Below are 14406 nucleotides of genomic sequence, written 5' to 3'. Positions count from 1 at the left end.
TACAAGCTATGCTGCTTGTACGTTTTTTGTTCATAAAATATACAATATTAACAACTTGTCCATGTAGGTATTTTAACGAGAAAAAAGAAGTACATATAGAATATGTGTGAGGGAGGAGATAGAAGTTTGTTAGCTGTTTTCCTTTCAATTCATGTCCAACTCAAAAATTTTGAGTAAAATTCGCTTCTTAATGGTATTATCAAATATCAAGAAAACTAATTTAGAAACGAAGAAGGGACAGGCTTAATATGGAAAACGTATCAAATGTAGATAAAGTAGAATCAATAAAGTCTTTACAGTCAACAATCCGTAAACTTGAAAATGCACGATTACAGATGACTCAAAAAGGTGCAAATACTACATTAGTGAAAAAACGACTTAAAGCTGTTTGTGTAGGGTTAGCAGTGCTAGAAAACGTTTGGAATCAAGAAAGTCATCAGTATAGCCAAGAAGAGCTAGCAGAAGCTCGTTACATCCTTGCTGGTTTGCTTCCATCAATTGAGAGAGCCTATGATAAGTCTAAAGCTGGTAGTCCGCAAAGAACACTTTTAACAAGAAGAATAAAAGCGTTGGAACTTTCTATTCAAGCAATTGATAAACTTTCTAATAAATAACTTATCTAAATACATAACATCCGAATCCTAATTTTATAAAAGCAGTTTAGTAAAAAGAAAGAAATACAAGGGAGGAAGATGGGTGACTTCAATAATTAGTCCTAAGTTAGAGGAGCTTACTAATCAATTAAAGAATAGAAACGAGAAAGCTTTGTATACTTTTTTGTATGAGATAAAGTTAAATGCTACGCCACTAATAGAACAATGTCCTATAGATGATCAGTATAAGCTTATAACGTATATATGGTTAGGAGATCAAAATACTGAAAACGTTTATGTATTCTGGGATCTGTCTGTAAATCAATTACAACGATTGTTACAGACAGATATTTGGTATGTTACGTTTAGGACGAATAAGAGTTTTATTTCAACTTATTATTTTACAGTAAATGATTTTTTCGAAAATGATTGGATAAAGCGTAGTGAACAGTATCGACTAGACCAATTTAATGAAAATACATTTGGAGAAGGTGCCAATAAAGCGTCTGTGTTAAAAATAGGTATGGACGTGCAGTATAGCAGTCGTTTTCCTTCAAATCATTATCCATCTGGGAGAATTAAAACATATTCTTTTCATAGTTCGATTTTAAATAACACACGTAAAATTCACATTTATACGCCTCATGATTATTCTCACACTTCACACCTTCAAGAGCTTCTCATTGTATTTGATGGGAATTCATTCATTAATAACCTTTCAATCGCAAAAACACTTAATTATTTAATGTACAAAAAAGAAATCCCATCTTGTATTGCTGTTGCTATAGAACCAGTTGATCGGCTAGAAGAGCTAACTTATAACGATAAAATGAATTCATTTTTAAAGGAGGAATTACTTCCATGGATTCAGGCGAAGTATCGTGTGCATCAAGAAGCGAAACATACAACTATTGCTGGATTCAGTCTTGGTGGCTTAGCGGCTTGTTATGCAGCAGTTCAAAATCCACATATTTTCGGGAATGTGTTGTCAATGTCTGGATCCGTTCATTGGAAAAAGGATGGATATGAAAATGAAATTCCTTGGATTGAAAATCAAATTTCATCTATAGATTCAAATGCGACTCAACATCATTTTTATATAGCAGCAGGAGAACTTGAAAACAAACCTCTTTTAACGGCTAATAGACGCCTGTATAAGGCTTTAAAAGAAAAGGAATACCAAATTACTTATGAAGAGTTCCAAGGCGGTCATGACGGTGTTTGGTGGCGAGAAAAGTTATTTGATGGGTTGAAAGCATTAAAACTTACAAAAACAACACTATAAAATAAAAAGGAGAGAAATTCTATGAATCAAGAAGAACTAGATAAAAAACTAAAAAAGCAAGAGATTTTAGTAAAAGATGAGAAAGTTTGGTCCTATACGTATGAGGATCATATTAGTTCTATTGTTAAAGAGGCAGAAAAGAAAGGGTCATTTGATAATTTGCCTGGTAAAGGGAAACCTCTTAATCTTGATAAAGATCTTTCGTACAATCCTGAAAAGCAATTGTATAGAACGTTAAAGAATAATCATGTGTTACCTAGGTGGATTGAGCTTTCAACGGAAATTGATGATTTAAAAGAAAAGCTAAAAGAAAATACAAATACTGCAGAAGCAGCGGATTTAATTCGAACTATTAATAAAAAGGTATTAGAACATAATCTACTTTGTCCACCAAGTGCGCAAAAAACGAGGGTAAAAACGGACTTTTAACAATTTTCAATGAAGCTATCTCTTGCTATATAATTAAGTAAGGCATTTTTAATTCATTATTAAAGGGAGGCAAATGTAATGAAGAATACATATCAACTCCAAATTCCGAAAGAACTAGAGCAGTATCGTAGTATTTTAGAAGAAAGTGTGAAACCGTATATTAACGTGTCTGGAGCGAAAGCAGAGACAACGCTTTTTGAGAGTAAGTTTGGTGGTTATCCGTATTTACCTATAGATCAAGAGCATCCTAAAGATTCAAATAGACAACCTATGATGTTACTTGCACAGCTAAACTTTGAAGAAATGCCGCATGTTGAATATATGCCTCAAAAGGGAATGTTACAGTTTTTCGTAAGTGCTGACAATGAGCTTTTCGGAGCAGATTTTGATCATCCAACAATCCAAAAAGACTTTCGAATTATTTATCATTCTACAATTATAGAAGATTTAAATAAGGTAATTACTGATTTTAGTTATTTAAACACTTTAGAATTAGAGGACTTTATCATACCCGAAGCAGCAAAATTAAAGTTTGAATTGGATTATCAACCAGTAACATCAAGGGATTATCGATTTGAAAAGATTTTTAGTGAGGAGATTGATTGGGAAGAAATTGTTGATGAAGAAAATAATACAGCATTAGGCGAACTGTATGATGATTTATGTAAAGATCAAGGACATAAAATTGGTGGTTATCCATTTTTCACACAGACAGATCCAAGGGAATGGGAAGAAAAATACCAGCAACATAACATATTATTACTGCAAATCGATACAGACGATTCATTAAATATTATGTGGGGAGATTCTGGTGTTGCTAATTTCTTTATAAAGAAAGACGATTTATTAAATCTAGATTTTTCCAATGTTATTTACAATTGGGATTGTTATTAAAAATATATAAATAAACTACTAGCAAGCTAAAAAATCTTCCTGAAGGTGAGGGAGATTTTTTTATGTTAAAAATAAACGTTATGTTAACTAGAATGAAGAACGATGAGTGCAATGAAAGTCAAGCGTAAATAACAGAAATGACAACAAATAATGTAAAGTTGTAAAACGTGTGTAAATAGCAATAAATTCATACAGTAAAACATAAAATAAAATTATTACTTTATGTTTTGTATAAAAAATATTTTTTCCTCATAAAAATTTCTTGTTGATCAAAAAAATGTTTTTGATTCGTTAAATCTCAATCAATAAACGATTAAGATTTGCTGTAATGGATTTATAACAAAATAAACGATAAAAACTGTAGAAATTCATTTAGATAAGATTTTGTGTAAATCTCACTAAAAATCTCTGTTTCGTCTCATTAAGTATAGTTTACTTGGTTTTTGATACCTGAGATTGCTTTGTTTCTATAACTACCTATAATATATATTATGTTAACTAATTAAAAATAATAAACTTATTAAATATTAGTATAGGTTGTTATGCTTCCCCTTTCTCTTTGAATTAATACTGTGTGACGGATTGTATTGATAATTATATTTAAGACAATAAAAAATACAATTCGTTTGAAATGAACACATTAAACGAATTGTATTGATATTAATTTCGAATAAACTTTTAAATTTAGTTTGCTACAGCAATTGCTTCGATTTCAATTAATAAGTTATCGTTAATTAACTTTCTAACTTCTACAGCTGAACTTGCTGGTGGATTGTTAGTATCAATGTATTGATCTCGAATATCTCTGACAATGGCCATTTGAGAAATATCTGTTAAGAAAAATGTTAATTTTACTATATCATTAAATTTCAACTCCGAAGTTTCTAATGCACTTTTAATATTTTCGAAAACTAGTCGCGTTTGTGTAGCTAAATCACCAACGCCAACTATTTGACCATCAGTGTTAATCGCTACTTGTCCAGATATGTAAATTGTTCGTTTAGCGTTTGTAACTTCGACTACATGTGAGTATCCAAAAGTTGGTGGCATCGTTTCTGGATTGATAAATTTCTTTTGCACGGCTCTTCTCCCCTTTAAATATTTCATTTTCTTTATATTAGATTTTAATTTCAGATTATCCTCTATTTACTAATAATTATGTATCCATTTAGCTGCTACATTTGTAAAAGTATATTAATACTTTAATTTAAAGTTATTAATGAATTATGTACGTTTGATTTTCTTGTGCGCTTGTTATAATTACACCTTGTTTTATTAATTCTTCAGTTACTTTTGTATAGAAAAAGTGATACCACCAGATAAAAAACTCTTCATAAGTTATTTCTTTTGAGTATCTGCTGCTCACAAAGTATTCTTTTAAAGGCTTATCGTTTTCTTTAAACAATAAGACTAAATCTTTACTGATTGTGTTTGCAATTTCGTTAAGTATAGATAAGTCTGTTGATTTAAATACAGGGATAACAGGTTGTGAATTTTGATATAAGCCTAATTTTTCGTAAACTATGTTTAAATGTAAATCTATTTGTCTATCTGCTGCTACGAAACCTTTTACTAATTGCTTTTTCTTATAATGAATATCAGTATTAGTGTTTTGAAAATATTCTTCAAATGTTTCGTTATCTGCTGTTATTAAATTTAATGTTGAATATCGAGAATTTCCATAAAGACCAATTTGAACTTCTCCTAAATTTAAATACGTATTACCATACATCCCGAAAGCTTCTTTATCTGTTAGTTCTTGTTCTTGAATTGCATAATAATATCGTTTCTTATTTCTTAAAGGTCGTTTCTTTTTTAAATAGTTTTCTTCAATGTAATTTATTTGTCCAAAATCTAATAACACACCACTATACAGTAAAAGACTATACGATTCTTTAGATACATGATTAAATGTATCGATTCTTTTTGAAATAGCTTCAATTTGACTTGAATAATTTTCAATGATCTTAAGTGTTGGTTTAATTAGAGGTTCACAAAGGTTATAAAGGTTTTTTCCTTCACAAGCTGTTATAACCATACATGTTGGATAGTACCTCCCTCCTGTTTTTTTCAACAGCCCCTCTAATTCTAATGAATTAACGTGCTCTTCAAATTCCCCATTCGTCCAACTTAGCATCGTTTTTATAACATTTGAATCAAAACCAAGATGAAACATTATAAATAAATATTGAAGTTTCGTCCTTTTTATTTTTATAGATGGCGAATTATCTCCAGACGAAATCATTTTTGCTTCATAAGCTGTATGTAATATATTCTCTGGACTATTATTAGTGAGCATTTCATATTCCCTCCCTTACTAGTAAATTTATTGTAAAATCTATGTATTTATTAAGTTCTATAAGCGAAAATAATTATCTTCTAAGAATCTCAAATTAAAAACCTTAGCATAGATATACTAAGGTTTCTTGCATTTTTATAATGAATGAATCCTTTCGTAGTCTTTTTTAAATTGATTATCATTTTTTAACCAACTTTTAAAAGCTGGTTCCTTTATTTTTAAATTGGAACAAGTTTTAGCGATACATTTATTTTTCATATATTCCTTAAGGAAATTTTGTTTTCTCTGCTTAACAGCAGCTCGAGTTCTTTTTAGTTTTCGATCTTTTAATTGATCTAGACTTAGACTTTCTTTCTGAAATTCTTCATATTTTCTATGCAAATAAATATCTTTGTCATTATAAATCCAATTTGAAAATAGTTGTATTGATTTTCTCCCGGTTAAAATGACACGATAATGTTTATTTAGATTTAGTAAATCGGTTGGTAAATTGTGATTTTGTAGTACCTGATTTAAAGAATTCATAAAATTATATGATCCTCCTACAAAGCTTACTGTATAAGTTTCATACTTGACGTAACTTCTATCTGCATGCATTTATTAACTCTCCTTCCTTTTAAGTCGTATTTACTTCAATAACATACAACGAAACGTACGTTCTTTGTTGCGTATAAGAAGGAATTTACTAAAATAAAACAATTTACATTTACTTTATATTGGTTTTATCTGCTGCTGTATGGTTTATATTTTATATATAAAAAATAATTTGACGAATTTATGAAATGTACTGCATTTAAGGTGAAAGGTAAAATGATTTCGTTTAAACTACAATTAGCTACAATAACAACATACGTATATTGTTAAACGTAAAAAGGAGAACAAATGAAAAAGAAATATATAAATCAAATTCATACTGATGTAAGTTTTAAACCGAAAGATATTATAGGTTTAATGACTGATTACTTTAAAATGAAATCAAAGCTGCGTCCATTAAAGAATTTACCTATTGTTTTATCAGATAAAAATAATGAGACTTTAGAGAGTGTGACATGGTTTGGGCACTCTGCTTCTCTTTTAAAAATAGCAGGTAAAAAATTGTTATTAGACCCTATGTTTGGAGATGCCTCTTCCCCATTTCCTGTGTTTAATAGTAAACGTTATAGTGGTGCTTTTTCTTTAGAACGTGAAGATTTTCAAGAAATAGATGCGATTATCATTTCTCATAATCACTACGACCATTTGAATTACAAGAGTATTATGCTGTTAAAAAATCGTGCAAAGCACTTCTATGTTCCGACTGGCGTTGCACAATATCTTATTAAATGGGGTGTTTCACCTAGTAAAATTAGTGAGCATAATTGGTGGGATGAAATTATATTTGATAATATTAAGTTAGTATGTGCTCCTGCAAGGCATTTCTCTGGACGAAGTATGACAGATAGAGATTGTTCGTTATGGTGTTCATGGCTTATTCTTGGTCAAGAGACTAAAGTTTTCTTTAGTGGTGATAGCGGTTATGCTCCTCACTTTAAGGAGATTGGTGATAAATACGGTCCATTCGATCTTACGTTAATGGAATGCGGACAATATGATTCGAGGTGGTCTGCTATTCATATGTTACCAGAAGAGACGGTACAAGCTCATATTGACGTGAAAGGAGTCTTCCAATTCATTGGGGTGCTTTTACATTAGCATTACATGACTGGAGTGATCCAATTGAACGAGTTACGAAAGAAGCTAAGCGTTTAGGAGTTAAAATCGCAACGCCGCAAATTGGTGAATCGATTACGTTAAAATCTACAGACTATCCATCATCAGCTTGGTGGAAAGAAATTTAATTATAAATAAAAAAGAGCGAACCTTCTTATAAGTGATTCGCTCTTTTTCTGTATTTATGTTTATTTCACTATGTTTGCCTTCTTACTATCTGAAACTTTACTTGTTCGTACAGAGGTGCATTCCTGCTCTTTACAATCGAATTATATTATCTATAGAACTGTCCTGCATAGCTAATTCTTTATTCCTATAATCTATTAATTTATGATTAGATAAGACAAAGTTGTGCTCTAATATTAATTCATTGTGAAGTATTTCAGATAAAAAATTAGGTATCATCTCTCCTACGCCGTAATTATAGTCACTTAGAATCCAAGAAATCTCTTTCCAATCTAGAATTCCTTCTGTGACTTTTTTGGGAGTGTGATATGTAAATTCATTAAATAGCTCTATTAGATAAACATACATACCGCCAGAATATGAAGAATCATCCCACTTAATAATGCCTTTAAATTGAATTTGATCATGCGAAACTTTTATATTAGTTTCTTCTTTTATTTCACGAATTGCATTTTCTAAAGGTGTTTCTCCCTTTTCTATCTTTCCTCCTACCCCATTCCATAATCCTTTTACAGGGTCATATTCTCTATTTAACATAAGTATCTCTTCATTTCGCTTTATAAAACATAAAGTGTGCTTGTACATAATGTAATTCCTTCCTTTGTTATTAATAAGCTCTTACTGGAGATATAAGATGTAATGCTGCAGATTGCGTCCCTGCTTCAATTAATATCGGTCTCATAGAACCGCTGAAACTTAAAGTAACCGTTTCTTCTTTTATTGCCCTTAAAGCGTCTATCATAAATCGTCCATCGAAAGATATATTTAATTGTTTTTCACCTTGAATCGCATCAATTTGTTGCTTCTCGGATATTTTTCCAATTTGAGAAGCGTTAGAATAAATTTTAATTGTGGATTCGTTTATGATTTCTAAGTTGACATTGTTATTTGCCCATTCGCTTGCTAATAAGCTTGATCGATCTATCCCTTGTAAAATCCTTTGTCTATCTATGTTAATGACTGTTTGAAAGTCATTTGGAATTAAGCTAGATATATTAGGATATTTCCCTTCAATTAATCTTGAATATAATGTAGTTGTACCGAATGTAAAAATAATGTGACTTTCTGAAAGATAGATGTATACGAATTCTGAATTACTACCCATTAATTTTAGAAGTTCACTAATAGTTGCACTTGGTACGATACAATTTGCTTTCATATCTGTAGAAATAGTAGTTTCACGTATAGCAAGTCTATTTGAATCAGTTGCAGCGCAAATTAATTTGTTGTGATCTAACTCTATATGTACGCCAGTAAGAACGGGTCGAGATTCATTTTTAGCTACTGCAAAGACTGTTTGTTTAAACGCATCCATCAATTGATTTGTTTCTATTTTTATTTCTGCGTGATCGTCTATTAGTGGTACGTTAGGAAATTCATTTGCTGGAAAGCCATTTAAGTTTAAAGTAATTTCTTCTGATTGTATGGTAATTGTTTGCTCATTCTTACTTTTTATTACTATATCACTTGGCATTTTCTTTATAATTTCAATAAAGTATTTTGCAGGTACAACAATAGTTCCTGCTTTTAAGATAGTCGTAATTTGTTCGTCTTCTATGGAACTTGGTATAAATTTTTCGATGAAAATATTCGAGTTACTTGCGATTAAAGTAATTCCAGATTGATCTGCAATTATTTTTATACCAGATAATATAGGAATTATAGATTTGGTAGATATAGCTTTACTTACTTCTGAAAGTGCTTGTGTGAAATGTTTGTGATTAACGATGAACTCCATTTTTTCCCCCGCCTAAAAAGAAATGATATGTTTATGAAGATTGATGAACGATAGTTCCGTTAAAAACGTAAGGTACCGTTTCTTTCTTTTTTAACATATTTAGCAAATCTTCTGGTATACGTAAATACGGTGCTGCTATATGTAATTCCATCCAAGTAATCTCTTCGATTTCTTTTGGTCTTGATATATATGTCTCTCCCCCGATTATTTCACCTAAAAAATTAAAGAAAATTGCATGATGACCTCTCTCTTCAAAGAAAGCTTCGCTAATAGAACAAATACCCTTTACACATATATGTAGTCCGGTTTCTTCTTTCACTTCCCGAATTACTGCCTCTTCTAACGTTTCCCCAAATTTAACTGCGCCACCTGGTAGCGTGTAATAAGAACCGTTTTTACCTTTGTTTTTTACCATTAAGATCTTTTCGTTTGTTGTATCGTATAAAAGTGCATAAGTAACATTTACTTTTTTCATGCTTATCTCCTCCGTTTTAATAAAAGGAATTTTCTGTCTTCTGTTCATTCTACCATTTACCCGTTTTAATATATATAAATTAATTGAGTTTTGCTTTTACCACTATTTGAGAGTTAATAAAAAATGAATTCACATGTATTAAAGAAGAATATATTACAGGAAAATGACGCAAAGCACGTTTTGGAACTTTTAGAATGAAAATGGCAGAATAACCCCAAAACTAATAAAATCCCCGCCCTTATTTTGAGACGGGGTTAAACATATACAACAAATCGGATTCCAAATTAATCTTCCTTTAGATCAATTGTTTTTGTATTTTATTTTGTGCTTTACCACTCATTTCAAATACATACATATGAGACCAGTATTTTTTGTTAATGAACAAAAGATTTTACTTCCCGATTTCACAAAGTGATTTTATTTCTTTGATTTGTTCTATATGGCGCTGTTCATGCAAATAGATTAGTTCTATCCACTGATCAAGAAGTAATTCTCCAAGAGCTGGATGCATCACCGATTTATTCGTTAATATAGATTCATCTTCTATTGTACTAAGGAAACGCATCAATTCTTTCCTTGATTCGTTTAACATATCGATCATTTGCTGCACTTTAAACGGTTCTGAACTTGGTTCAATCATTTCTGGTGCTGTAAATTTTATCGATCTATCTTGTAATATAGAATGAATTTCCCGACGCTCTTTTAGAGTGCTATCAATCTTTTTCAATCCAGATGTAATGACCTTTATAACCACTCCATCCAATAAAACTAAGTGATGACATACTTGCGCTATACTCCATTTATTCTTGTCTGGTTTACTATTGAATTGAGCATCATTCAATATCACAATTTCCTCGAATAGATTTTCTCTTATTTCATAAAACGTGTTATTTACAAATGAATTCATAAGAATTCCCCCTTCATCTGAATGCCTACATTTAGATTCCTATTTTAGATATATTCGCTATAAAAAAATATTTTCCCGTCACTGCTATTCCAATTCTATCTTTTCTTGCATTAGCAGTCCTTCTAATTCATAACAAAAAAAGAGCCCTAGCATGAGGACTCTTTTTAGAATTAAGCTACTTTCCGATATACATGTTGTGTGTCTTTTTTCTTCTCTGCTTTTGGAGGACGAATTAATATTGAAATAACGAAAGAGATAACAGATAGAACACCGATTGTAATAAAGGTCGGTTGAAATCCCCCAAGTATCGCCCCAATGAATGATCCTGCAAGCGCACCAAATCCGAATCCTTGATATACAATCCCGTAATTTGTACTATGGTTTTTTAAACCGAAGTAGTCCCCAACAATGGCTGGGAATATTGTAATATTACCACCAAAACAAAAGGCTACGCTGGCTACACAAGCGAAATAAATTCCGTAATTTAGTGGAATGAAACTTAATGTAAAGACTGACAATCCAATAATAATAAACGTTGCAGAGACAATTTTCATTCGACCAATTTTATCTGATAACGTTCCAAGAACGATTCTACCTACTGTATTAAAAATTGCAATCATTGCAACGGCGTTAGCAGCAGTTGCTGCGCTAAGTCCAACGAGCTGTACTCCAATATCTTTTACCATACCGATTAAATACAGACCACCCATACACGATGTAAATAACATGAAAAATAAGAGATATACTTGTTTCGTTCGTATCATTTCACGTGGCGTGTAGTCATTGTGTAATGTCTCTGTTAGGGTGTTATTTACTATTGCTTCACGTAAGAAGAACGATCCGGTTAATACTAAAAGTAAAACAATGATACCCCAATATAAAAATGCCTGTGATACGCCAAGACTATCGATAAGACTTCCGTTTATATATCTAAAGATTAAGCTACCCATTCCGTATGCAGAAACAGATATACCAGAAATAAGGCCTTTCCGATTTGGAAACCATTTTATTAAATTAGATAATGATGTAATATAAGCAGTTCCATCTGCATAACCAACAACGACACCAGCTAATAAGTATAGTAATGGTAAGGAAGAAACTTGTGAACTAAGTATTAAGCCGAGCCCCAGAACAATCCCTGCAGTAGCAATGAGTTTTCGAAGGCCTAATTTCCGCTGCAACTTTCCGGCAAATAGGGTTGAAAATGATAAAGAAAAGCTTGTTATAGAGAAAGTTATCGCTACGGAATTGAGGTTCCATCCAAACTTACTAACAAGGGGCTGATTAAATAAACTCCATGTATAAATTGTTCCAAGGCCAATTTGAACAATGATTGTACCTAGAACAATTAGTAACGGATTTATAGAAGTTTGTTTCATACTAACTGTCCCCTTCTTTTATCTTGACATGAATTTTCACAGTTAGTATAACCATCATGAAATGCAAGATACTGTGCGGAAAATGGAAATTAAGTTCATGCACACAAAAAGACACTTCATAATGAAGTGCCTTTTTGCAGGTTATATTAGATTTACTTAAAGAAAGCTTTGTTAAGATAAGACATTTTCAAATGCTTATGTATATAGGATATCAAAAGACTTCTGTCATGTGATGGGACTTAAGATGTATTTTTCATTCATCATATAGTCGGATGGACAAAAATTAATATTCGATTTCATCAAAATCCTTCGGCTGAGGTACCGTCTGCATATTAGCTGCGTCCTTTGGATCGCTATAAATTGCATTTTGTTCTGTATTTACATCTTTAATGTTTTGCTTTTTGTTTTTATTTATTTTATCTTTCATTTTCTTTCACTCCTTTTCATTATAGGAGTAATTATGCCCTATTACTGTTACGAAATGTATCAGCGACTAAATTGCTAAATTCACGTAAATAATATAAATAATTATCACCGCCGTAGTTGTATCTTTTATTGTACATTTTCGCAACAACTACATTATATTCGGGTATGACTAAAAGAGTCGGTCCAGTAATTCCTAATATTTGATAAGATCCTATTGGAACTCGTTCACCAAGTTCACTTAAAAGCGCAGGTTCATTTTGGACGAACCAAAACAACCCATTTTGTGGTAGTTCTTTGTTTACAAATATTGGACTTTGCAAATTCGTAGCAATTCTTATAACTTCTTTTGGAACAATTTGTTTTTCGTTTATCATACCTTGATTTAAATGCAAATTGCCCCACTGCGCAAATTCTCTAGCTGAGACAAAGAGATTTTTTTCAGTACCGTCATCTACTGTACCAATTTCACTAATCGCGTCTTCACTTGGATTATTAACAACTTTAACTAAATTTTCATCTTGCTGAATTCTCCAACCTGTTTCTTTGAAGTTAGCTAGATCAAATACACGCTTCTTTAACAATTCAGGGAAACTTTTGTTATATAGCTGATAAATAAGACTTGTCATCATTCTTACATTAATATCTCTATAAGCCCAAGCTTGTCCAGGTTCAAATTCACGAAAAATTGTCCCGTCATCAGTTTCTGTTAAACCATGCGAATGAGTTACTAAATGTCTTATCGTTGTTTTACCAAGTAATACAGGGTCAAAGTCTTTAAAATATTTTATCGCTTCATCATCAATAGAATTTATTTTCCCCTCGTAAAGCGCATATGCTACCATTAAACCTAAATAGCTTTTTCTCGCAGAAGCAACGTTGAATTGTGAGGATGCTGTTACTTTGTTACTTGTAGATGTATTTGAATGATAACCACTATAATGCTCTAGTACGATTTTGTTATCTTTCATTATGCACATTGCTGTTGCAGAACTATGATTTTCTTCCTTTATATTCTCTACCCAAGAAATCAGTTTATCGTATGTATACAAATAAATCCCCCTTAACACGAATAAAAAATTACAACATGAAAGAAAAGTATAAAATAATATCTACACCTTTCTTTCATGTAAAATATTATTGGTTTATTATACTTAAATGATCCACCAGTTCCAGCAGTTAAAACAACCGAAACATCCAGCGCAGCCTACACAACGTCCACCACAACCTCCACATCTTCCGCCGCCACATCCACCACAGCGTCCACCACAACCTCCGCACCCGCCACAACGACGCGCATCGTCTTGAATGTAATAGTATGGATATTGATTTTGTTGCAGTTGATCCCAATACACAACATTACCAGATTGATAATCATTAAGATTTAATGATTGTAGTTCATGTTGAAACTCATTCATTACGAAACCCTCCATTTATAAAAATAAATTCCGTCCAAATGTTACAGTTTATATATTTTTGCAAACAAAGTAGAAATAAGACTATAGACTAAATGCGTACATCAACAAAATATGAACTTACACTAGGTGATGTACCTTGTTTTTTAGCCTATTTTCTTCCTTTCCTTTCGGTGGACGTATTTACAATTGATAGAGGCGTTTAAAAATTGCTAATCCAACAGTTTACTAGTTCTTCACTTAATTTTCTTTCTAGTAATTCTTTAACTGAAGGCACTGGCATAATTTTATACGTATTTAAAACTTCTTGATTGTAATCTATCCAATGAAACGCTAAATGAGATTCTTTAGATTTTGGTATGAAATCAATATGTAACTCCTGCGAATCTACTTCAAAAATGTGATTGATTTCATAATGAAGAACTTCTCGGTCTTGCCACTGATTTTCTATAACTCCTAAAAATCGTTTTATACTGCAGTTTACTCCAAGTTCTTCTTTTAGTTCTCGTATTAATGCATTCTCTGCTGATTCACCAATTTCAACATGCCCCCCTGGCAAGAAATAATGATGGCCAATATATTCAGCGACTAATACTTTTTCATCTTTTATCACGACTGCTCGTACAATATGGTGGAATTTACTTTTCAATTGATATTCCTCCTAGTCATTCAA

At 31.6% G+C, this 14406-nt stretch carries 15 protein-coding genes and 2 pseudogenes; 5 read left to right on the top strand and 12 right to left on the bottom strand.

Annotated features, from left to right (window positions below; translation table 11 throughout):
* Positions 1–248 precede the first annotated feature (248 nt).
* From KZZ19_RS13035 to KZZ19_RS13020, 4 genes are all read left to right on the top strand, one after another.
* Positions 249–614, top strand: a complete 366-nt coding sequence (locus KZZ19_RS13035; RefSeq protein WP_237980415.1) for a hypothetical protein — start codon at positions 249–251, stop codon at positions 612–614.
* 82 nt (positions 615–696) lie between these two features.
* A complete protein-coding gene (locus KZZ19_RS13030) occupies positions 697–1878 on the top strand; it encodes an alpha/beta hydrolase-fold protein (RefSeq protein ID WP_237980416.1) in 1182 nt (393 codons plus the stop codon).
* Positions 1879–1899: 21 nt separating this feature from the next.
* Entirely contained in the window at positions 1900–2307 is a 408-nt protein-coding gene (locus tag KZZ19_RS13025; RefSeq protein ID WP_237980418.1) for a DUF1992 domain-containing protein, read from the top strand.
* Positions 2308–2385: 78 nt separating this feature from the next.
* Positions 2386–3201, top strand: coding sequence for a YwqG family protein (locus KZZ19_RS13020; RefSeq protein ID WP_237980420.1), 816 nt, complete (start codon positions 2386–2388; stop codon positions 3199–3201).
* Positions 3202–3885: 684 nt separating this feature from the next.
* Here the strand turns inward: KZZ19_RS13020 and KZZ19_RS13015 are convergent.
* The 3 genes and pseudogenes from KZZ19_RS13015 to KZZ19_RS13005 all read right to left on the bottom strand — a co-directional run.
* Positions 3886–4281, bottom strand: coding sequence for a RidA family protein (locus KZZ19_RS13015; RefSeq protein ID WP_237980421.1), 396 nt, complete (start codon positions 4279–4281; stop codon positions 3886–3888).
* Positions 4282–4417: 136 nt separating this feature from the next.
* Positions 4418–5500, bottom strand: a complete 1083-nt coding sequence (locus tag KZZ19_RS13010) for a hypothetical protein (RefSeq protein WP_237980423.1) — start codon at positions 5498–5500, stop codon at positions 4418–4420.
* Positions 5501–5635: 135 nt separating this feature from the next.
* Positions 5636–6079 (bottom strand): annotated as a pseudogene (locus KZZ19_RS13005) (endonuclease); the annotation flags it as partial.
* 303 nt (positions 6080–6382) lie between these two features.
* Here KZZ19_RS13005 and KZZ19_RS13000 point away from each other — a divergent pair.
* Positions 6383–7338, top strand: a pseudogene (locus KZZ19_RS13000) (MBL fold metallo-hydrolase).
* A 130-nt stretch (positions 7339–7468) separates the two neighbouring features.
* Here the strand turns inward: KZZ19_RS13000 and KZZ19_RS12995 are convergent.
* From KZZ19_RS12995 to KZZ19_RS12955, 9 genes are all read right to left on the bottom strand, one after another.
* Complete coding sequence (locus tag KZZ19_RS12995) at positions 7469–7981, bottom strand: NUDIX hydrolase (RefSeq protein ID WP_237980427.1); 513 nt, start codon at positions 7979–7981, stop codon at positions 7469–7471.
* Between the two features lie 22 nt (positions 7982–8003).
* Positions 8004–9134, bottom strand: coding sequence for a DNA polymerase III subunit beta (dnaN, locus tag KZZ19_RS12990; RefSeq protein ID WP_237980429.1), 1131 nt, complete (start codon positions 9132–9134; stop codon positions 8004–8006).
* 31 nt (positions 9135–9165) lie between these two features.
* On the bottom strand, positions 9166–9609 hold the full coding sequence (locus KZZ19_RS12985; protein ID WP_237980431.1) for an NUDIX hydrolase: 444 nt from the start codon (positions 9607–9609) through the stop codon (positions 9166–9168).
* 391 nt (positions 9610–10000) lie between these two features.
* A complete protein-coding gene (locus KZZ19_RS12980) occupies positions 10001–10516 on the bottom strand; it encodes a DinB family protein (RefSeq protein WP_088096530.1) in 516 nt (171 codons plus the stop codon).
* Positions 10517–10686: 170 nt separating this feature from the next.
* The gene (locus tag KZZ19_RS12975) at positions 10687–11895 is read right to left on the bottom strand and encodes an L-lactate MFS transporter (protein WP_088096529.1); all 1209 of its coding nucleotides are present in this window, start codon (positions 11893–11895) and stop codon (positions 10687–10689) included.
* A gap of 283 nt (positions 11896–12178) precedes the next feature.
* Positions 12179–12322: a hypothetical protein gene (locus KZZ19_RS12970; protein WP_000653324.1), complete on the bottom strand. Its 144-nt coding sequence runs from the start codon at positions 12320–12322 to the stop codon at positions 12179–12181.
* 31 nt (positions 12323–12353) lie between these two features.
* On the bottom strand, positions 12354–13370 hold the full coding sequence (locus KZZ19_RS12965) for a serine hydrolase domain-containing protein (RefSeq protein WP_237980433.1): 1017 nt from the start codon (positions 13368–13370) through the stop codon (positions 12354–12356).
* Between the two features lie 102 nt (positions 13371–13472).
* Entirely contained in the window at positions 13473–13736 is a 264-nt protein-coding gene (locus tag KZZ19_RS12960) for a heterocycloanthracin/sonorensin family bacteriocin (RefSeq protein ID WP_098342109.1), read from the bottom strand.
* A 199-nt stretch (positions 13737–13935) separates the two neighbouring features.
* The gene (locus KZZ19_RS12955; protein ID WP_237980435.1) at positions 13936–14382 is read right to left on the bottom strand and encodes an NUDIX domain-containing protein; all 447 of its coding nucleotides are present in this window, start codon (positions 14380–14382) and stop codon (positions 13936–13938) included.
* Positions 14383–14406: the final 24 nt, after the last annotated feature.

It is taken from the genome of Bacillus thuringiensis (genome assembly GCF_022095615.2).
GTDB lineage: Bacteria > Bacillota > Bacilli > Bacillales > Bacillaceae_G > Bacillus_A > Bacillus_A cereus_AG.
Note: the sequence above shows the minus strand (reverse complement) of the source record. Positions and strands in the feature narration are given on the sequence as shown.

What these genes read in the sequence shown, in the direction of transcription:
- KZZ19_RS13035 (WP_237980415.1), top strand. Translation starts at nt 249, where the DNA reads ATGGAAAACGTATCAAATGTAGATAAAGTAGAATCAATAAAGTCTTTA.
- KZZ19_RS13010 (WP_237980423.1), bottom strand. Translation starts at nt 5,500, where the DNA reads ATGCTCACTAATAATAGTCCAGAGAATATATTACATACAGCTTATGAA.
- KZZ19_RS12975 (WP_088096529.1), bottom strand. Translation starts at nt 11,895, where the DNA reads ATGAAACAAACTTCTATAAATCCGTTACTAATTGTTCTAGGTACAATC.
- KZZ19_RS12980 (WP_088096530.1), bottom strand. Translation starts at nt 10,516, where the DNA reads ATGAATTCATTTGTAAATAACACGTTTTATGAAATAAGAGAAAATCTA.
- KZZ19_RS12985 (WP_237980431.1), bottom strand. Translation starts at nt 9,609, where the DNA reads ATGAAAAAAGTAAATGTTACTTATGCACTTTTATACGATACAACAAAC.
- dnaN (WP_237980429.1), bottom strand. Translation starts at nt 9,134, where the DNA reads ATGGAGTTCATCGTTAATCACAAACATTTCACACAAGCACTTTCAGAA.
- KZZ19_RS12960 (WP_098342109.1), bottom strand. Translation starts at nt 13,736, where the DNA reads ATGAATGAGTTTCAACATGAACTACAATCATTAAATCTTAATGATTAT.
- KZZ19_RS13025 (WP_237980418.1), top strand. Translation starts at nt 1,900, where the DNA reads ATGAATCAAGAAGAACTAGATAAAAAACTAAAAAAGCAAGAGATTTTA.
- KZZ19_RS13020 (WP_237980420.1), top strand. Translation starts at nt 2,386, where the DNA reads ATGAAGAATACATATCAACTCCAAATTCCGAAAGAACTAGAGCAGTAT.
- KZZ19_RS12995 (WP_237980427.1), bottom strand. Translation starts at nt 7,981, where the DNA reads ATGTACAAGCACACTTTATGTTTTATAAAGCGAAATGAAGAGATACTT.
- KZZ19_RS12970 (WP_000653324.1), bottom strand. Translation starts at nt 12,322, where the DNA reads ATGAAAGATAAAATAAATAAAAACAAAAAGCAAAACATTAAAGATGTA.